The organism is Marinomonas foliarum, from assembly GCF_016906065.1.
Taxonomy (GTDB): Bacteria; Pseudomonadota; Gammaproteobacteria; order Pseudomonadales; family Marinomonadaceae; genus Marinomonas; species Marinomonas foliarum.
On sequence record NZ_CP070273.1, the window covers coordinates 1102929 to 1122930 of the forward strand.

General features: G+C 42.2%; 18 protein-coding genes. 9 read left to right on the plus strand and 9 right to left on the minus strand.

The features are described from left to right. Positions 1 to 43 precede the first annotated feature (43 nt). Positions 44 to 2242 (plus strand): bifunctional diguanylate cyclase/phosphodiesterase, encoded by a 2199-nt coding sequence (locus JSY38_RS05085; RefSeq protein WP_205115650.1) that lies wholly within the window; start codon positions 44 to 46, stop codon positions 2240 to 2242. Between the two features lie 105 nt (positions 2243 to 2347). Here JSY38_RS05085 and JSY38_RS05090 read toward each other — a convergent pair whose 3' ends face one another. The 4 genes from JSY38_RS05090 to ectA form a co-directional block, all read right to left on the minus strand. Continuing rightward, positions 2348 to 3790, minus strand: coding sequence for an aspartate kinase (locus tag JSY38_RS05090; RefSeq protein ID WP_114410702.1), 1443 nt, complete (start codon positions 3788 to 3790; stop codon positions 2348 to 2350). A 314-nt stretch (positions 3791 to 4104) separates the two neighbouring features. Beyond that, a complete protein-coding gene (locus JSY38_RS05095) occupies positions 4105 to 4494 on the minus strand; it encodes an ectoine synthase (protein ID WP_114410701.1) in 390 nt (129 codons plus the stop codon). Positions 4495 to 4644: 150 nt separating this feature from the next. Beyond that, positions 4645 to 5958 carry a diaminobutyrate--2-oxoglutarate transaminase gene (gene ectB, locus JSY38_RS05100; RefSeq protein ID WP_205115651.1) on the minus strand — a complete coding sequence of 438 codons (1314 nt, stop codon included), beginning with the start codon at positions 5956 to 5958 and terminating at the stop codon, positions 4645 to 4647. Positions 5959 to 6046: 88 nt separating this feature from the next. Next, positions 6047 to 6544: a diaminobutyrate acetyltransferase gene (gene ectA, locus JSY38_RS05105; protein WP_239544359.1), complete on the minus strand. Its 498-nt coding sequence runs from the start codon at positions 6542 to 6544 to the stop codon at positions 6047 to 6049. 422 nt (positions 6545 to 6966) lie between these two features. Between ectA and JSY38_RS05110 the strand changes: the two genes are divergently transcribed. Next, positions 6967 to 8325, plus strand: coding sequence for a sodium-dependent transporter (locus JSY38_RS05110; RefSeq protein WP_205115652.1), 1359 nt, complete (start codon positions 6967 to 6969; stop codon positions 8323 to 8325). A gap of 77 nt (positions 8326 to 8402) precedes the next feature. Here the strand turns inward: JSY38_RS05110 and JSY38_RS05115 are convergent, their stop codons facing one another. Then, complete coding sequence (locus tag JSY38_RS05115; RefSeq protein WP_114410697.1) at positions 8403 to 8642, minus strand: DUF2061 domain-containing protein; 240 nt, start codon at positions 8640 to 8642, stop codon at positions 8403 to 8405. A 94-nt stretch (positions 8643 to 8736) separates the two neighbouring features. Next, positions 8737 to 9687: a MerR family transcriptional regulator gene (locus JSY38_RS05120; protein WP_205115654.1), complete on the minus strand. Its 951-nt coding sequence runs from the start codon at positions 9685 to 9687 to the stop codon at positions 8737 to 8739. Positions 9688 to 9856: 169 nt separating this feature from the next. On the opposite strand from JSY38_RS05120, the gene JSY38_RS05125 reads away from it, so the two are divergent. The 4 genes from JSY38_RS05125 (at position 9857) to JSY38_RS05140 (ending at position 13940) form a co-directional block, all read left to right on the plus strand. Then, positions 9857 to 10870, plus strand: coding sequence for an NAD(P)/FAD-dependent oxidoreductase (locus JSY38_RS05125; RefSeq protein WP_205115656.1), 1014 nt, complete (start codon positions 9857 to 9859; stop codon positions 10868 to 10870). Positions 10871 to 10902: 32 nt separating this feature from the next. Further along, complete coding sequence (locus tag JSY38_RS05130; protein WP_114410694.1) at positions 10903 to 11883, plus strand: YbgA family protein; 981 nt, start codon at positions 10903 to 10905, stop codon at positions 11881 to 11883. A 14-nt stretch (positions 11884 to 11897) separates the two neighbouring features. Next, positions 11898 to 13310, plus strand: coding sequence for a deoxyribodipyrimidine photo-lyase (gene phrB, locus JSY38_RS05135; protein ID WP_205115660.1), 1413 nt, complete (start codon positions 11898 to 11900; stop codon positions 13308 to 13310). Positions 13311 to 13457: 147 nt separating this feature from the next. Continuing rightward, positions 13458 to 13940, plus strand: a complete 483-nt coding sequence (locus JSY38_RS05140; protein WP_114410692.1) for a MarR family winged helix-turn-helix transcriptional regulator — start codon at positions 13458 to 13460, stop codon at positions 13938 to 13940. Between the two features lie 92 nt (positions 13941 to 14032). On the opposite strand, the gene dapB is transcribed toward JSY38_RS05140, so the two are convergent. From dapB to pomA, 3 genes are all read right to left on the minus strand, one after another. Further along, positions 14033 to 14833, minus strand: coding sequence for a 4-hydroxy-tetrahydrodipicolinate reductase (dapB, locus tag JSY38_RS05145; RefSeq protein WP_114410691.1), 801 nt, complete (start codon positions 14831 to 14833; stop codon positions 14033 to 14035). A gap of 151 nt (positions 14834 to 14984) precedes the next feature. Then, positions 14985 to 15977, minus strand: coding sequence for a flagellar motor protein MotB (locus tag JSY38_RS05150; protein WP_114410690.1), 993 nt, complete (start codon positions 15975 to 15977; stop codon positions 14985 to 14987). Positions 15978 to 16004: 27 nt separating this feature from the next. Beyond that, on the minus strand, positions 16005 to 16760 hold the full coding sequence (gene pomA / locus JSY38_RS05155; protein ID WP_114410689.1) for a flagellar motor protein PomA: 756 nt from the start codon (positions 16758 to 16760) through the stop codon (positions 16005 to 16007). A gap of 174 nt (positions 16761 to 16934) precedes the next feature. Here pomA and JSY38_RS05160 point away from each other — a divergent pair, with 174 nt between their 5' ends. From JSY38_RS05160 to dxs, 3 genes are read left to right on the plus strand one after another with little or no spacing between them, the layout of a single operon-like run. Then, a complete protein-coding gene (locus tag JSY38_RS05160) occupies positions 16935 to 17177 on the plus strand; it encodes an exodeoxyribonuclease VII small subunit (RefSeq protein ID WP_205115662.1) in 243 nt (80 codons plus the stop codon). Continuing rightward, positions 17174 to 18055, plus strand: coding sequence for a (2E,6E)-farnesyl diphosphate synthase (gene ispA / locus JSY38_RS05165; RefSeq protein WP_114410687.1), 882 nt, complete (start codon positions 17174 to 17176; stop codon positions 18053 to 18055). The genes JSY38_RS05160 and ispA overlap by 4 nt, the downstream gene beginning before the upstream one ends. A 50-nt stretch (positions 18056 to 18105) precedes the next feature. Further along, positions 18106 to 19983, plus strand: a complete 1878-nt coding sequence (dxs, locus tag JSY38_RS05170) for a 1-deoxy-D-xylulose-5-phosphate synthase (RefSeq protein ID WP_205116688.1) — start codon at positions 18106 to 18108, stop codon at positions 19981 to 19983. The last annotated feature ends 19 nt before the right edge of the window (positions 19984 to 20002 follow it).

A 20002-nucleotide genomic window follows, 5' to 3' on the forward strand; every position in this document is an offset into this window, starting at 1 on the left:
ATGATTTTGTTTATCTATTAATTCACCAAGAAAGGATCTATCGTTGAAGAAAGCAGAGTTTAAGCAACCTTCCGCCTTGATTATCTCCCTAATAGCTTTCTTCGCCATTGCGTCTTTTGGGGCTTATTGGACCCAATCAACGAATAAATCCATTATCAACCAACAGCAGTCGCTTTTAAGCGGCCTGTCTCGTACGCAAGCCTCCGTTCTAGAAAGGCGTCTTTCGTCAGCCTTTACCTCGGCTCAAATTCTCGCCTATGAAGTGGAACAAAATGGCGGCAACGGTGAGTGGTTTCCTACTTATGCAAACAAGCTGATCGAGTCTATTGGCGGTATTGAAAATCTGCAGCTTGCGCCAGACGGCATTATTTCTGATATTTATCCCCTGAAAGGAAATGAAGACGCCATAGGTTTTAACGTCATCTCAACACCTGGCTTTAAAGAAGAAGCTATGCTGTCTATTAGAAACCATCAAATGTTTGTTATTGGCCCTATTAACTTGGTTCAAGGAGGTGTGGCCGTTATTAGTCGTGCGCCTATTTTTTTGAATAAAGGCACCCAAAAAGAGCTTTTTTGGGGATTCGCTTCTGCGGTAATTTATTTAGATGATTTGCTAGAATCCACTCAACTAAAGCGCCTTGAAAGTGAAGGCTACCAATACAACTTATCAAGAAAGCATGCGGCAACCAAGAAGACGATAACCCTATCAAACTCCCTTACCCCTCTGTCGGATATTCAAGCATCGACCGAGCTTATTTTACCTGTCGGTACATGGACACTAAAAATAAGTAAGGCACTTGATGAGCAACTAGACGATAGAAGAGTGACAGGTTATGCGGTGAGTTTCATCGCTTCGCTCCTGTTGAGCATCGCACTGTACGCGATATTAATTCAACCCTTAAAACTTAGAACTCTTGTCAAAGAAAAAACAGCGGAGCTTCAAACTCTCGCCAATAAGGACCCATTAACAGGGCTTCCAAACCGTCGTTTTTTACAAGATAACCTACCTAAAATCCTACAGAGTAATCAAAGATATAAAAAAGTTTCCGCGTTTATATATTTTGACCTTGATAACTTCAAACGTATTAACGATACGATAGGTCATGACGTTGGTGACCAAGTACTCATTATTGTTGGTGATAGATTAAATAAACTAAAAGGCACCTCTGACTTAGTAGCTCGTTTAGGAGGCGATGAATTCGGTATATTCTTAGGCAGTGTAAGTAATGAGATTCAAATTGAAGAACACGCAAACCGAATTCTACAAAGTATCCACGCTCCTATAAAAATGGATAACAGAGAATATATATTAAGTACCTCTTTGGGTATTGCCGTTATTCCTGAACATGGTGACGACTTAGTTAGCATAATGCAAAATGCTGACATGGCGCTATATCAAGCCAAATTACAGGGGAAAAATCAGTTTTCCTTCTATAACGAGAACATGAAGGTTAATACGCACAACCTTATAAAAGCGGAAAATGACTTATCACTTGCGCTGCAAAGAAATGAATTCGAAATATATTATCAGCCACAATTCGATCTATACACAAACCATATTTTTGGTGCTGAAGCGCTCATTCGTTGGAATCATCCGGAAAAAGGCCTCATTTTTCCTAATGACTTTATTCCATTGGCGGAAAGCACAGGGCAAATCGTAGAATTAGGCTACTGGATACTAGAAAGCAGCATCGCCTATCTCGCTCGACGGAGAATAGAAAACAGAGCAGATATTTTGTTGCATATTAACCTCGCCTCTCGACAATTAGCAGACCCTCACCTCGTCATTTTGGTGCAAGAGCTACTGGAAAAGTATCAAGTACCAGCACACCAGATTGGATTCGAAATTACTGAAACGTCTATTCTTGAGGATGTTCATTTAGCAAGAAACTTGCTACAGACCTTTAAAGATATGGGAATATGTATCGCCATCGATGACTTTGGAACAGGCTACTCTTCACTCTCCCAGCTTAAAAACCTTCCAGTTAATTTGCTTAAGATTGATCGCAGTTTTGTCATGGATTTAGAATGCGACCCAGACGATCGAAAAATTGTTGAGGCTATTATTGCCATGGCGCACAAGCTTAATATTAAAGTTCTGGCAGAAGGCATAGAAACTAGAGAGCAATGGAAAATGTTAGCGAACTTTAAATGCGATCTGGGCCAAGGCTATTATGTGAGCAAAGCGGTCACTATGGATGAGTTCAATAATGGGAAGCCCATTACTCACCATGATTCTTGATAAACAAATATTTATCGGTGATAAAAAATCAGGTGATAAAAAAGCCCAAGTGCCACACATGTGACACTTGGGCTTTCCTGTATAGAAAGGACTGAGTTTATCTATCTAAGATGCTAAACAGATAGCACTACCATGGTTATGTACTTCAACCAATTCTTTGTGCAAACTGCATATAGCCTTTTCATAGTCTTCTTCATCAACTACAAACTGCATATCTACCTGACGCATAGATTGGTGCATAGCCAATACGTTGACGTCTTGCTCAGCAATCGCTTTTACGGCTTTGGCTAACATACCTGTGGTTTTCATATCACTACCAATCGCAGACACAATAGCCACTTTACGCTGTGTAATTTCAGCATCCGCAAAACGTTCGTGCAGAACTCTCATCACACGCTTCAAAGTTTTCAGGTTAATAGCCAAGTAATGTGTGATGGTATTGGCGTTAATATCTTTCGCGATAATATGAGCGTGGAACTGCCTTAATACTTTAAGAATATCCACATCGAACTTATCGATATCACCCGCCATATCTTGATCAAATAACTCTACAGCAAACACACCGCGACAACCGGCAATGATCTCAACACATGGCGCATCACTTACATAATCGCCTGTAATCAATGTACCTGTGTGATCTGGTTCGAAGGTGTTTTTTACGCGCAATGAAATACCACTCTGACGCAAACCTTTTGCTGCTTTAGGATGGATTGCTTCCATACCAAGGTTAGCAAGTTGATCAGCAACATCGTAGTTAGTACGGCCAATAGGTACGGCATTTTTCTCACCAACTAAACGCGGATCGGCACTGCTTAAGTGGAACTCTTTATGAATTACAGCTTCATGCGCTTCTGTTAAAACCGCAATTCGGCTAAAGGTCATTTCACTATAGCCGCGGTCAAAAGTAGACATTAGACCTGTTTCACTATGAGCGTAACCTGTTGCAATTGGAAGCTCTTTACTCAAATCAATGTCTTTAAAAGCATCAACAATGCGTTCATCAAGAGACATATGACTTGGACTATTCCAGCCGGTCAAATCAACAAAAACGGCATTAACACCATCACGCTTTAATAAGTGTGCAGTATTCCAAGCGCTATGCGCTTCGCCAAGACTTGCAAGCATTTCTCGTACGGTAGCAAGGTGCTCACTAATCGAAAAATGACCATGCTGACAAAGACGGTGTAAATCTTCTAAGCATTCTTGCGCTTCTTTCAAGCGACTGTTTAAAAAAGCATTCGCTTTTTCACGCAACTCACCCGCTTCAAACAAAGTATGATTGATCTCTAACATGGCTGTTCGAACATCTTGCAATGCTGGAAACCAGTTATTTTGTTTGCGCTCTTGAGCAAATAATGCAAAAACTCCTGCATCACCAGTTTTCTTATGCTCTAGCAACTTATCGGTCATACCTGCATAAGCAGAAACAACAAAAATACGCTGATACATGTTGTTTACTTGAGTAGGCTTGAAAATGATATTGTCTCTAACTGAACGGTAGTCACTCATGGACGTGCCGCCAATTTTTTCAACTGTATGTTGTCCCATTATTTACCCAATTCATCTATGGGCCGAAAGCAAATTTTCGACCAGAGTCTAAAACTGCCGCTATATTGTCATAAGGTTGCGGAAATTTTAAGCATTAATCGTATTTTTCAATGCATAAAACCGCAGACAGAATGTTATTTGTTGAGGCTAAATTGATTCTGTATTTAGCCATTAGGAAAAATACATCGGAGGACAATAAGATGCGGCTGTATATGAAGAAGTATGGGTACCGCCTACCACCAAGGGCAGCACGGTACCGACATCTATAACGCAACAGTTATTAAGTTACGCTACAAAAGAAAAGGCTCTGCACATCAATCTACCAGTTCGTAAGCGCCTTCAGAGTTGTGCACTTCTTTACCCGTAATTGGCGGGTTAAAAACACAAGCCAGTTTCAACTCTTTGAAAGCGCGCAAAGTATGTGCGTCGTGCTTATCCAGTACATAAACGACACCTGGCTTAATATGGTGTTTTTGACCTGTTTCACGGCTTTCAACTTCACCCTCTCCAGAAATGCAGTACACAGATTCGAGGTGATTTTGATAATGCATATCAAAGTCTTTGCCTTCATAAATAGTCGTAATGTGAAAAGAGAACCCCATATTGTCTTCTTTTAATAAAAGACGAGTGCTTTCCCAGTTTCCATCAGGTGACACTACTCGGCGTTCGGTTTTTTCGCATTCGGCTAAATCACGTGCAAACATTCTTTTCTCCTTATGATCTTGCTAGATCGATTAACATATCGATAATAAATATCGAGTCGCGCTTGAGGTTTTGAGCTTACGATTTACATCACTCAAGCATGTAATAAGAACCACAGCAAAAGTTAGGCTGCAGTTCTCAGGGAATGAAAACTAAACAGCAATGTCATAGTTCTCATCAAAGTAGCTTTTTGCTTCCGGCATGTCATCTTCCTTGGCGCAAACATCACGAATGGCACGTTCCAAGATATCAATACCTTCTTTTAGATCTTCATCACTAATAATAAGAGGACAAAGGAACTTCACCACTTGGTCATCAGCACCAGAAGTCTCAATCATCAATCCATTCTGGAAGCATTTTTTAGTGATTTTATTCGCTAATTCACCGCTAACACAGTTGATACCACGCATCATACCTCGACCTTGAACAATGAAGTTACCTTCACCGAACTCATTAATAATGTCTTGTGTGCGCTGATGGATGTATTCACCTTTACGTTTAATTTCTTTCTCAAACGCATCGTCTTTCCAATAAGTCTCAATCGCTACCTTGGCAGTTACAAAGGCCAAGTTATTACCACGGAAAGTGCCGTTATGCTCACCCGGCTTCCATTCATCAAGCTCAGGACGCATAAGAACAACCGCAAATGGCAAACCATAGCCGCTCAATGATTTCGACATAGTAACAATGTCAGGTTTAATTCCAGCATCTTCAAAGCTAAAGAAAGTGCCTGTACGACCACAACCAGCTTGAATATCATCGACAATTAATAGAACACCGTGTTTCTTACAAACCGCTTCAAGGTTTTGTAACCATTCAAAACTCGCCACATTAATGCCACCCTCACCTTGAACAGTTTCAACGATAACAGCCGCTGGCGTATCTACACCACTACTAGAATCTGACAATACTTTGTCTAGGTATTCGGTTGTTTCAATACCATCACCTAAATAGCCATCAAATGGGACTGTAGAAACACCTGCACCTAATGTTGTCCCTGCTGCGCCACGGTGATGAGAATTACCAGTAACAGATAAAGCACCCAAACTACAACCGTGGAAGCCGTTAGTGAAACTAATAATATTTTCGCGGCCTGTAACATTACGAGCCAGTTTAAGCGCAGCTTCAACTGCATTGGTACCTGTCGGTCCTGTAAACTGCATCATATATTCCAAGCCACGAGGCTCTAAAATATATTGCTTGAAAGACTCTAAAAACTCACCTTTGGCTTTGGTATGCAAATCAAGCCCATGTGTAATACCGTCTTCCATGATGTATTCAACTAGCTTTTCTTTAAAGACAGGGTTGTTATGGCCATAATTCAATGTTCCAGCACCAGCCAAGAAATCTAGGTATTTATTGCCTTCCTCATCAAACAAATGAGCACCGAGTGCACGATTAAAAATTCGAGGAAAAGAGCGTGCATAAGATTGTACTTCTGATTCGATTTCGTCAAAAATTTTCATATTTCTATTATCCTTTTAAGTTCATTACTGTTTTAGATCAAAAAGCTGAGAGCGAAAGCTTGGCTTTCAAGCGTCTCGTCTTCTTAGATCACAAGACTATTGGACCAATCCGAACGAGGTGTTCGGTATCATGCAAGCCGTTAAAGTGAGCCTGTTTATCGAACATCACAGACTCTTCCAAAGGCGCTTTAAGCTGATCAGCAAGACGACGAAACAAAGCCCAAGATCCGTTATTTGCTGCTGTAATACTGGTTTCGATGTAACGCACACCCGAACAATTGGAGCGTTCAAGTAGTGATGAAACCATTTTTTTAGCAAGTCCTTGGCCGCGAGCTTTCTCACTTACCGCAACTTGCCAAACAAACAAAGTATCCAACTGGTTAGGAATAACATAACCAGAGACAAAACCGACTAATTCTCCACTTTCCAAGCTTGCTGCAACCGATGTTTCACTGAAGTGACTGGCTTGCAATAAATTGCAATAGGCGGAATTAGTATCCAATGGAGGGCAAGATGCCACCAGCTGATTCACAGCCATTCCATCTTTTGCTGTTGGTTTTGATAACACTATTTTTTTTGAATCCATAACTACATCCATTAGAAATCAAAGTATTAAGTATCAAACACAATCGATATATAGAAGATTTGCAGGTTTAGTTGAGCGTTTCAGACTGCAAAATAGTTTGATGTCTAATCATTATACCTAAAATGAAATGCTTGGCTACATTTTATTTAGAGAACTAATCATTACATAACTAATATTTATTACATTTATAGTACTAACCACAGCCCCGAGAAGACCAAAAAGCACCTTTCATAGAAGCAAATAGAATAAAAACATCTTTTTTGTTGCATATATGCACTGAAATTCGGAAAATCCTGCCCCTATTCGGAGTTTTGCTGACTAGTCTCTTTCTATTGACTAGCAAAAGTGGGAAGCACAGGTTTGGCTATGAAACCGACTTCGAACGCTGTTTATATATTTATATCAATAACTTAGAGATAACTATGAAGAATAAAACATCGATCCAAGGCTCGTGGGCGAGTCGATGGATTTTCATTTTAGCGGCGACAGGCTCTGCCGTTGGTTTAGGTAATATCTGGAAATTCCCTTACATCACAGGTGAAAACGGTGGTGGGGCATTTGTTCTTGTTTATTTAGCTTGCATACTGATGGTTGGTATTCCAATTATGATGGCCGAGGTATTTATTGGCCGTCGCGCTCGTAAAAACCCTATCAATGCATTAGCAGATGTCGCTGAAGAGTCTGAAAGCACAAAGAAGTGGGGCGTTATTGGTCTCATGGGTATGCTTTCTGGCGTTCTGATTTTCTCCTTCTACTCTGTTGTAGGTGGTTGGGTCCTTCATTACATTAAAGTAATGCTTACAGGTGAAATGATAGGTGTTACATCTGATGCCGCTGGTTCTGCATTTGGTGCGCTACTTGCAGATCCTGCGACACTACTTGGCTGGCACACTCTATTCAGCATTATGTCTATTGCAGTCGTTGCTGCAGGTATCAACAAAGGCATAGAGACAGCAACTCGTATCATGATGCCAGCTTTGTTCGTGCTATTAATCATTTTACTTGGCTACGCTATGACAACTGGTGGTTTTGCTCAAGGCTGGAACTTCATGTTCGAGTTTGATTTCAGCAAACTAACTTGGAATGCTGCTTTAGTTGCATTAGGTCATTCATTCTTTACCCTATCTTTGGGTATGGGAACCATCATGGCGTATGGCTCTTATATGACTAAAGATGCGTCCATCGGTAAAACGGTATTAGCAATCGGCGGCTTGGATACATTAGTAGCTTTGGTTGCAGGCTTAGCCATCTTCCCGATTATTTTCTCAAACGGAATGGATCCTGCCGCTGGCCCAGGTTTGATGTTTATCTCTTTACCTGTTGCTTTTGGTCAAATGGCTTTTGGCCAATTATTTGGTGTTTTGTTCTTCGTTCTTATCGGTGTTGCGGCATGGACATCTGCTATTTCGTTGCTAGAGCCAACCGTCGCATTCTTGGTCGAGCGCCTCAAGATAAAACGTATTACGGCAGCAGTTGGCTTAGGTATTATTGTTTGGGGATTAGGAATTGCATGCTTAGGCTCATTTAGCTTTATGTCTGATGTGACTTTCTTCGGCAAGAACACTTTTGACTTCTTTGACTACATCACTGCAAACATTATGCTTCCATTAGGCGGTATCTTCATTGCTTTGTTTGCTGGTTGGGTCGTAAAAGACAAATTCGCACAAGATGAACTGCAACTTCCAAGTGCTGTTTTTAAATTGTGGAATATATCAATGAAATATACAGCGCCAATCGCTGTTGCCATTGTGTTGTATTTCTTGATCAACCCAATGCAATAAGCGTAATTAAGGTTGCTTCCATAGCCCCATTGGTACTCTTTGCCAATGGGGCTTACTTTTTCTACACACGCCAAATATCACATCGATCTTAGCGCATAATTTTCTCCCGCAGACTGAATTGTCTGACTTAATTCAGCAGTAATGTCCGCTTGTTGGACTTTATTCCAAACGAGCTCATGAAAATAGAATGCAACGGTATTAATAGCGGGCTCTACAATAGCCACCAAACCACCCACTAATAAACTCCCAGTAATAAGGTAAGCAACAGAGAACGCGATAGAAAAATGCATTACTGCAAAAGTCATTGTTTTAGCCATGATGAATCTCCTTCTTTTCGATAATAAGAAGAGTAGTGAAGCCAGGCTCATTATGAAAATATATTATAGATATCCATCTAATAGTTTTTAACATTTAGTCATTGTTAGCTGTGAAGGTTACTCGTGCTATGAAATCATTCACTCCATCAAAAGCCTCTGAATAGATCCTCACTTCCTGCGATTCAATTAGATTACTCTCATTAACCGCTATCCAAAAACTCGCCCCTATAACAGCAACTGGACGCTGCCATTGCTTCATCTGGCACACCAAATCTGCCGCTTTGTTATTCAAATCACTTTCACAAAAAGCCAATACCGACTGAGCCTGAACACCCTCTACTAAACTAAGCCAGTCATTACTTTGCAGAACATTTGGCACCACGCAACATGACAACCCTTTATCTAATAACATGGCTGCAGCCATGTAACACCACAAGCTGCGCTGAGATGACAACCCCGTAATCAACACCTTGTGTGCGCTCTTTTTCTGCACTTTAAAGCTACTTACGCGAGCTATTAAACATGACATTACAATCGATTCACAAAACGCTAAGGCAGCCCCTTTTCCCAACTGCTCAAAGCTAGGCAGCAACCAATCTCGCACAGCAATATCGGCGGGGTATTGAGAAAATATTTGCTGATACATTTGCTCAATTTTTTCACCTTGAAAAGCGTCTGCCGCCATCACAAGAGCCGCTTGCCACTCCAGCCATTCGTTCGATGGAGCAACCGCATCAAACATTACTCCTTGATCTATTAAAGCTCGCACTTTACTGACAGCAACACCCTGCTGAATCCAACGCAAAATCCCTTCGACACGTTGAACGTCACCTTGGTCATACAATCGATGCCCCTTGTTGGTTCGCTTTGGTTTTAGTAAACCGTAACGACGCTCCCAAGCTCGCAACGTGACAGAATTAACGCCTGTTTTTAATGATAGTTCACGAATAGGAAAAAACGCCTCGCTAGCTAAAGGCACAATGTCATCTAAAGGTTCAGGTGTTTTAAGACTTTCCATTCCCAAGTTTTGTTTTGACTGACTCATACTCTTATCCCAATAAATCATCATTCACATAAGGTGATTTACCCATTGTGACCTAAACTTAATATAGCCTTTAAAAACTATACAAATATTTTTTTGTACAATTTAATTGCTTTTGTTGTACAAGATTCTATATTGTATAAGAAAGCAATGCACTAACTGGGAAAACAATATGAGCACATTAACCACCAACCAAATACCAACACCAGCCTTCGATATCGCCATCATTGGCGCAGGCTTAGCTGGCAGCCTGTGTGCGCATTTGTTAGCCCAATCAGGCAATAGTGTTTGCATCATAGACAAAAGCCGTGGCAGTGGGGGGCGTGCCAGTAGCAAAAGACTGGAAGATAATGCTAGCTGCGACCTAGGCACTCCCTTTATCTTAACGCAGCATCCAGACGTGATTACTCTCTTGCAGCAACTAACCAACGAGCAAGTAGCAGCGCCATGGAAACAGCTAAATAAAGGTAACGTACAAGCCTTTGTCGGTACTCCTAAAATGAGCGCTATAACTAGACACTGGATTCAACCAGCTCAATTTATAACAGGCACTCGCATTCACCACCTTGATCAAGTGACACAAGAAGGCGATACAAAGACAAGTTGGCTATTAAGAAATGATAAATATCAACCCGTTGTCATGGCTAAAAAAGTCATCATCGCTGCACCAGCCCCTCAAACGGCATCAATATTGGCTACCCACGAAAAACTAGCCGTACTGTTACTGAGAGCAAATCAAGCGAGCGCTTCTTACCAATCTCAGTGGGCCATGTGGTTAGAAACAGAGCCATGCGATCTAAATGCTCTAATTGAACCTAAAAACTCTTTAATTAAACGCATGATAAAAGACAACTATAAGCCCATGCGAAATAGTGAAAAAGTAGACCGGTGGGTTATACAAACGGATACTAACTGGACAAAGCAGCACCTTGATTCCGATATAGAATGGGTCACTCAAACGTTACTTCAAGCCTTTGCAGAAATAACGGAACACAGAGTATTAAAGCACGGAGAGCCACACCGCTGGTTCCTTAGCCGCTTTTCGGAAAGTATGGGGAATAAATGCTTCGCTTGGTCTCCTGAACATAATGTTGGTCTAGCTAGTGACTGGTTATGTCAGGGCGACGCTGAAGGCGCCTTACTCAGTGCCCTATCACTAGTTAATCATATAAAAGATTCAAAATAGAACAATGACGTTGTCTAATGGAGGACTCATCTATGCCACATTCTCAACCATCACCAGATCAGTTAACACATAAGATTCCCGTGGGTATTAGCGCCTGCTTATTAGGTGAAAATGTTCGCTACAACGGTGGTCATAGCCATTCTGATTATTGTGACAAAGTGCTGAGTCATTATTTTGATTATCAAAAGTTTTGCCCTGAAGTCGCGGCAGGTTTTGGTACACCGCGCCCAACGCTTCGCTTAGAAGGTGATCCAGATTCACCAAGAATGGTCTTTAGTAAAAACTCAGAAGAGGATGTTTCTAATGAGTTTATGGCCGCGTCGAATAAGTATCTAGAAAACCTATCACATCTTGATGGCTACATTTTGATGAAAAAGTCCCCCAGCTGCGGCATGGAGCGCATCAAGGTATATCAAGAAAATGGTCATCCTCATATGCAACGAAGTGCAGGGCTGTTTACCAAAGCCCTCCAGCAGCGCTATCCATTATTACCAGTCGAAGAAGACGGTCGTTTAAATGACCCAGCCTTACGGGAGAACTTTTTATTACGTGTTTTCACCCATCACGACTTCCGCCACAGCATGGGCGAACAAGCAAAGATGAAAGACCTTATCGCTTTTCACAGCCGTTATAAATATATGGTGATGGCACATTCCCAGCCTATTTATCGCAAGCTTGGACGCATGCTTTCTGGTAATGACCCAAGACCCATAGAACAACTAAAAACGGCTTACTTTGAAATACTAATGACGACCCTATCAAAGCCCGCAGCACGCAAAAATCATTGCAACGTGTTGATGCACTTAGTTGGCTATCTAAAACACGCTGTGGATGTGTCCGTTCGAAAAGATATTTTGGATGTGGTTGAACAATACCGTCGAGGCGAAGTAAACCTTGCCACGCCCGTTACCTTGCTCCATCACTACCTAAAACATTACGGAAGTGACTATATAAATCAACAAAGTTACTTCATTCCCTACCCTTCACCACTCGGCATCCGTAATACGGTTTAAGGTAATTCAATAGTATGAAAGTTGAACATCTAGTGTGGTTGCGCAATGATTTACGTCACTTGGATAATCCAGCACTTCATTTTGCCGCCATGGAAGCTCGCTCACAAAATACAAAGCTTGCCGTACTTATTACGCCGACACCAGCACAGTGGGCAGAACATCATGAGTCGAATGCAAAGACGGGATTACGCGCTGGGTTAATCAAAAGCCTAGCAAAAGCACTGGCACCTCTTGGTATTCCCGTACATTTTCTTGAGGTAAATAACTTCAATCAACTGCCTGATGCTATTACCCAATTTTGCCTCAGGCATCACATAAAACATCTTTGGTTTAATCGTGATATGCCAATTCACGAGCAACAACGTGATAAAGCTGTATGTGAACAACTGGCTCAACACCAGATTGACTCTCATATTCAGGCCGCTGACATTATTGTTCCGCAGGATGTACTGAGCCAACAAGGAACGCCATTCAAGGTGTTCACACCCTTTTTTAACCGATGGGTGGCAATGTTAGGTCTACAAGATATAACCCCTCTTGAGTCTCCCGAACCTCAGGCGGCCCCATTACCAGAACCCGATATAGAGTTCACATGGGAGAAGCCTTTTAGAAAAGATTTATGGCCTGCCGATCAAGACACTGCCAAACAAAAGCTTTGGCAATTTTGTCACCATAAAGAGCGCCACTACCAAGCAGGAAGAGATTATCCAATTGAGCCCGCCACCAGCACTTTATCACCTTATCTAGCACTAGGCGCTTTGGGGCCAAGACAATGCTTGGAAGCCATCTTTTATACCTGTAACCAAGAAGAAAAACGCTGGCAGGACAGCATTTGGTTAAAAGAGCTCGCATGGCGAGACTTTTATCGTCAATTAATGATGCACTTTCCTTTTCTGTCTAAACACCAACCGTTCAAAATGGAAACAAACGCCTTAATTTGGCGAAGTAATAAAGAAGAATTCCAAGCATGGTGTGAAGGTAAGACAGGTTTTCCCATTGTGGATGCGGCCATGCGGCAACTGAACCAGACTGGCTGGATGCACAATCGACTAAGAATGGTGACAGCTAGCTTCTTCACCAAACTTATGTTTGCTGACTGGCGTAAAGGCGAAGCATATTTTATGAGTAAACTAATTGATGGTGAGTTCGCAGCAAACAATGGTGGATGGCAATGGAGTGCATCGACAGGCTGTGATGCCGCGCCCTATTTTCGAGTTTTCAATCCCACCAGACAATCTCAAACTTATGACAAAAACGGTGACTTTATCCGTCGCTTTGTTCCAGAACTTGCAAGCTTGGATGCTAAGTCTATCCATGATCCAAAACCTGACCAAAGAAAGCAGTGTAATTATCCAGATCCCATTATCGATTATAAGCCAGCTAGGTTGCATGCCATTGAAGCATTTGACGCGCTAAAAAGCAGATAAATGCTATAAGAGGTATTTTTCGAGTTTACTATGCTTTATGCGAAAAATACCTCTATAGTTTGAGCTGTAACATTATTTTTAAACTTCGCTTTTACAGACTCTAACAAAGCTTTATAATTCGTGAAATTTTTTGGATCTATTACAGCTATGTCTAACTCACCACAACACTTACATGACGTCCTAGTCCACTTGCGACGTATCATCCGCGCCACCGACCTACAATCCAAGCGTGTAGTAAAAGCCTGCGGTTTAACCATTCCTCAAATCATGGTGCTTCGCTCTATTGAAGAACTAGGTGATGTAACTGTACGAAAAATTTCAGACAGCGTGTCATTAAGCCAAGCAACTGTTACCACCATTTTAAATCGCTTAGAAGATAGAAAATACGTTGAAAGAGTTAGAGGTCAAAAGGATAAGCGTATTGTCAATGCACGCTTAACCAGCTTTGGTATTGAAATATTAAAAACGACTCCACCCCTTTTGCATGAAAAATTCATCGATGAATTTGATTCGTTAGAAGGCTGGGAGCAAACCCAAGTACTTGCTTCGCTGCAACGTATAGCGATGATGATGGATGCTGAAACGCTGGACGCTGCTCCTTTGCTTGATATTAACTCGCCAGACGCCTAATAAGCACAAGCTGCTAAGCACCAAAGAACAGAAAGCTAGAAACAAGAATGGCCGCATATTTGCGGCCATTCTTGTTTCTAGAGGGTGGATAATCACTTCAGATTAAGCACGTCCTGCATGTCGTACATGCCAGCAGACTTTCCTTTTAACCAACTTGCTGCACGGACAGCTCCTTTGGCGAAAGTCATACGACTACTAGCCTTGTGAACTATTTCAATTCTCTCGCCTTCAGTCGCGAACCAAACACTGTGTTCACCAACAACGTCGCCAGCACGAATAGTTTCAAAACCAATTTCTTTCTGAGTACGAGCGCCAGTTTGGCCTTCACGACCATATACAGCACATTCTTTTAGATCGCGGCCTAATGCTTCGGCAACTACTTCCCCCATGCGCAACGCAGTACCAGAAGGAGAATCTACTTTATGACGGTGATGCGCTTCTACAATTTCCACATCATAATCATCGCCTAAAATTTGCGCTGCTGTTGCAAGTAATTTAAGAGTTAAATTTACGCCAACACTCATATTTGGAGCAAAAACCACTGATGACTGTTGAGCAGCTTCGTTTAATGTCTCTTTTTCTGAGTCATTTAAACCGGTTGTCCCAACTACAATGCCTTTTTGATACTTAGCGCAAAACGCCGCATTTTCTAAGGTCAAACTTGGTGTAGTAAAATCAATTAATACATCGAAATCGTTCACACAATCTGCTAACGATGCAACGGCTGCAACCCCCAGTTTTCCAACACCAGCGATTTCACCTGCGTCTGCACCAATTAGGCTACTACCAGGTTTTAAAATAGCAGCCCCTAAAGTGACGCCGCTCGCATCGTGAATGGCTGTAATTAGATTTTTACCCATGCGCCCTGATGCGCCAATAACTGCTACTCGCATTTCTCTGCTTCCTCAATTTTGTCTTGGTAAACCATAACAAAAAACCGTCTAAATCTCAGCATTAAAAATCAACAACACTTTTTACAGGCCATAAAAAAAGGAGCGCTAGCTCCTTTATTAAATCTCTACAATAAACATCTAACTAAGGTTTTTAGAAAATCTCGTCTGGCCTCAATTCATCGACCATATCAAGATCAAACTCCAGAACACCATCTGTCGAAATTTCATCCACAGTATTGCGCATTTTCGGGCGTGATGTGTCATTTTGCTTAATAACAATCTCTACTCGTCGGTTTGTTGCTCTATGGGCAGCGGTATCATTTGCCACTAATGGCCGAGTGTCTGCATAACCTGTTACAGCAAAACGGCTTTGATCAAGCTGTCCTGTTGAGAATAGCTCTTCAGCAACAGAAATCGCACGCGCAGAAGACAGTTGCCAATTTGAACGAAAACGACCACTAACGATAGGAACGTTATCCGTATTACCTTCGACAGAAATCGTCCCTTGTATACCAACAAGAACATCACGAATCACATCGATTACAGGAATAAAGTCGTAATTCAGCTCAGCTGAACCTGATTCAAATGAACCTTGGTCTTTAATTCGTATGGTGATGGTTTGTTCCTGTGTTTCAATTTCTACTAAGCCTTTCGAGACTTCCTCACGCATGATCGAGGCGATCATTTGAGCATCACCCTCTGTTTCCTGTATTTTTTTCTCACGATCAAGATCCGCGTTTGATTTATCAACATAAGTTACTGGCGAAGGAGAGCCTGAATCGCTTTGATCTTTTAATTCGGCATCACCAGGCTTACATATCACCTCAAGTGTATTTTCAGGCGTAGTATCTGCCTTTTGTTTAACTTCATTGATTGGTGTTGGCTCAGGTCGACCAGGGCTGAATTCTTGAGCAATCACAGATGTCCCCATAGGAATAGATTCTGCGCTAACCTCACGCTGAACACCAAACGCCATTTTTAATGAACCTGCAATTTGCTTGAACTTGATAACATCCATTTCAGAGAATGAAAGTAACAGCACAAAGAAACACATCAGCAAAGACATGAGATCCGCAAAGGTCCCCATGTAAGCAGGTAGGCCCTCTACACATTCAGGGCAATCTGACTCTTCTTCATCGCTCATTCAAATATTCCATTAACAACTAAAATATTATTCACGTTCTGACCGCTTATTTTCGGCCATATAAGCTTTCAACGCACCATCCAAAATACGAGGATTCTGACCAGACTGAATAGCAAGCAAAGCATCCAATATTAATTTTTGGCAAATTAACTCTTCATCAGCACGAATATTTAGTTTTACTTGCATGGGCAAAAACACCATATTCGCCATCATGGCACCGTACAGTGTTGTTAATAGAGCAACCGCCATAGCAGGGCCAATTGCTTTTGGATCTGACATGTTTGCCAGCATCTGTACCAAGCCAACTAATGTACCAATCATCCCCATGGCAGGGCCAACATCGCCAAAGGCTTTAAATACTTTCGCACCAGCAGTATGCCGTATATAAGCCTGATTCATATCCTTAGATAACTGACTTTTAACAACGGTACTGTCATGCCCGTCTACCAGCATTTGAATCCCTTTCGACAAGAAAGGATGACTCACTTCTCTCCCTTCTAACGAAAGCAGACCACCTTTACGAGCTTCATCAGCCAAGCCATAAATTTCATCAATCAAAGTATCCAGTGGAACACTTTTAAACATGAAGGCTTTTGCTGCAACTTTACCAGCACTCAAAAACTGGCTTAGTGGATATTGCATTAATACAACAAATAAAGAACCAATCAGTACAATCAATATTGATGGCATATTGACGAACATCCCTGCCGATCCACCAACAAAAATAGCTGAGATAATTACTATAAAGGACCCAATAAGTCCTATTAACGTTGCGATATCCACACACGTCTCCTGACAAAAAAGCTATAATACGACCGATACGTTTCTGCAATTCTATACGAAAGTAAGACTAAGAATGACATCTTCTTACATGATTTTTGTAATTTTCCTTAACACTCCCTCGAACAGTAGACCATTTTCTGTTACAAAACGTGGGTTAAAACAAGAGTAGTCATCATGTCTCGAAAAACAACTGTACGTCATTTTGAAGAAAATCTAAGTGAACTAGACTCACTTGTTACTCAACTAGAGTCTAATCAACTTTCTCTAGAGGAAGCATTAAAGGCTTTCGAGAAAGGCGTTAAACTTAGCCAAGATTGCCAATCCGTTCTTACTCAAGCGGAACAAAAAGTTCAAATTCTGCTAGAGAAACAAGATGGCGAGCACCTAGAAACTTTTGACCCGGAATCAAACTCGTGACCTTAGACGATTTTTCTGACTATACTCGTCACCGAGTTAATGATTATTTAAAGCAAAACCTAAGCCTATATACGCCCGCGACACATCTACAAGACGCTATGATGTATAGCCTATTTAATGGTGGGAAGCGAGTTCGACCAATGCTGACCTACGCTGCAGCGTCTTTGTTTGGTCCCGCTTGTGAGCTAACTGACGCGAGCGCTGCTGCCGTCGAGTCTATTCATGCTTATTCATTAATTCATGACGACCTACCAGCAATGGACGACGATGACCTGCGCCGCGGTAAACCCACTTGTCATATTCAATTCGATGAAGCCACTGCTATTCTGGCTGGCGATGCCTTGCAAACTTTTGCTTTTGAGCTATTGAGTGACGTAAAACACCAAAGCACTGATACTCAGCTGCAGTTAATTCAAGAGCTTGTTCATGCTTCTGGCCGTCATGGCATGGTGACAGGGCAAATGATCGACTTAGCCAATGTCGACAAAGACATTGATGTTAAAGCGCTAGAGCAAATGCACCAACACAAAACGGGTGCGTTAATTCGAGCCAGCGTGCGCATGGGTGCTATCAGTACTGGCGCTCATAGTGAACGCGATTTAGCAGCCCTAGACGCTTATGCTGCAGCTATTGGCCTAGCCTTTCAGGTTCAAGACGATATTATTGATATCACCAGCGACACAGCGACACTTGGAAAAACACAATTCTCGGATGAAGAAGCCAATAAGCCAACTTATCCAAAACTGCTAGGGCTAGAAGGTGCACAAGCACTTGCTAAACACCTACATAAACAAGCTATTACAGCGGTCTCACCATTTGGAGAGGCTGCCAAACCCTTAGTTGAGCTCGCGAACTATATTATTGACCGCAACCACTGATATACTTACCCGCTTTTTTAGATTAATTAAATGTGACTAAACCCGTGCCCATGTTCGAAGAGATACCAACAGCGCGCCCTGAAACGCCGCTACTTGATCAAGTCAATTCTCCTGCTGACTTGCGTGCTTTAAAAAAAGAGCAATTACCTGCGCTTGTCCGCGAACTACGAGAGTTCATGCTATATAGCGTAGGACAAACGGGTGGGCACTTTGGTGCAGGACTGGGCGTGGTCGAACTTACTGTCGCTCTGCATTACTTATACAACACTCCTGAAGATCGTATCGTCTGGGATGTAGGCCATCAAGCCTACCCACACAAAATTCTGACGGGACGTCGTGAAGCTTTACTCAACATTCGACAAGAAAACGGTATATCCGGTTTTCCTAAACGCGATGAAAGTGAATACGATACCTTTGGCGTTGGGCACTCAAGTACATCCATTGGCGCTGCGCTTGGTATGTCCCTAGCTGCACGTCAATTAAAAACAAACCGCAAAGCCGTTGCTATCATTGGTGATGGCGCCATGTCTGCTGGTATGGCGTTCGAGGCACTTAATCATGCGGGGGATGTAAAAGCCGATATGCTGGTCATTCTAAATGACAACGAAATGTCCATTTCGAAGCCGGTTGGCGCATTATCCAGTTATTTTGCCCGTATTTGGGCCAGTAAAACTTATGACCACATTAGAGAAGGTGGCAGAAAAGTTTTTTCAGGTTTGCCTTCCGCATTAGAACTGGCTCGAAAAGCCGAAGAGCACATGAAAGGCATGGTATCGCCAGGCATGATGTTTGAAGAACTTGGCTTTAACTATATCGGGCCGATTGATGGCCACGATATGGACCACTTATTAACTACTATCGCTAATCTAAAAGACAGAAAAGGCCCTCAATTCCTTCATGTCATAACAAAAAAAGGCAAAGGCTTTGAACCCGCTGAAGGCGACCCTATCGGCTATCATGCTATCAATAAGATCGAGCCTGATCCGAAACCAAACGTAGAGAAAAGCAAATTACCAAAATACTGTAATGTGTTTGGGAAATGGGTATGTGATGCCGCCGAACAAGATGACAAATTGGTCGCTATCACTCCAGCTATGAAAGAAGGCTCTGACCTCATTGAGTTTGCTGATCGCTTTCCAGAAAGATACTTTGATGTTGCCATTGCAGAGCAACACGCGGTGACATTAGCCGCTGGCATGGCATGTGATGGCGTGAAACCCGTTGTCGCAATTTACTCGACTTTTCTGCAACGCGCTTACGATCAACTTATCCACGATGTCGCTTTGCAAAACCTTGATGTTTTGTTCGCCATTGACCGAGCGGGATTAGTCGGTGAAGACGGCCCAACTCATGCTGGCGTTTACGATTTAAGTTACCTTCGTTGCATTCCAAACATGGTTGTTATGGCGCCTTCTGATGAAGACGAATGCCGTAAAATGCTACAAACAGGCTACGAATACAAAGGCCCCGCTGCCGTGCGTTATCCGCGTGGAACAGGGCAAGGTGTTGATATTGAATCAACATTGAGCACACTTGAAATTGGCAAGTCTCGTACACTAAGAACAGGTCAATCTGGTGTTATCATTTGCGGTTTTGGTCGCCCTACTTACGATGCTCTACAAGCCGCAGATAAATTAGACGCGACCTTGCTCGATATGCGCTTTGTTAAACCGATCGATGAAGAAGCGTTACTTGCTAATCGCGAGGCAAAACTTATCGTAACCGTTGAAGAGAATGCCATCATGGGCGGAGCAGGTTCAGCAGTAAGTGAGTTCCTACTTGCTAACAACATAAACATTCCAACACTTCACCTTGGTTTGCCTGATCAATATGAAGAACATGCCAGCCATTCTTCTATGCTAAAACGCGTAGGGTTGGACGCAGAAGGCATTCAAAAAGCCATCAAAAAGAAGCTGAACTCGCTTTAGAAGACTTCCAATGCTGAAT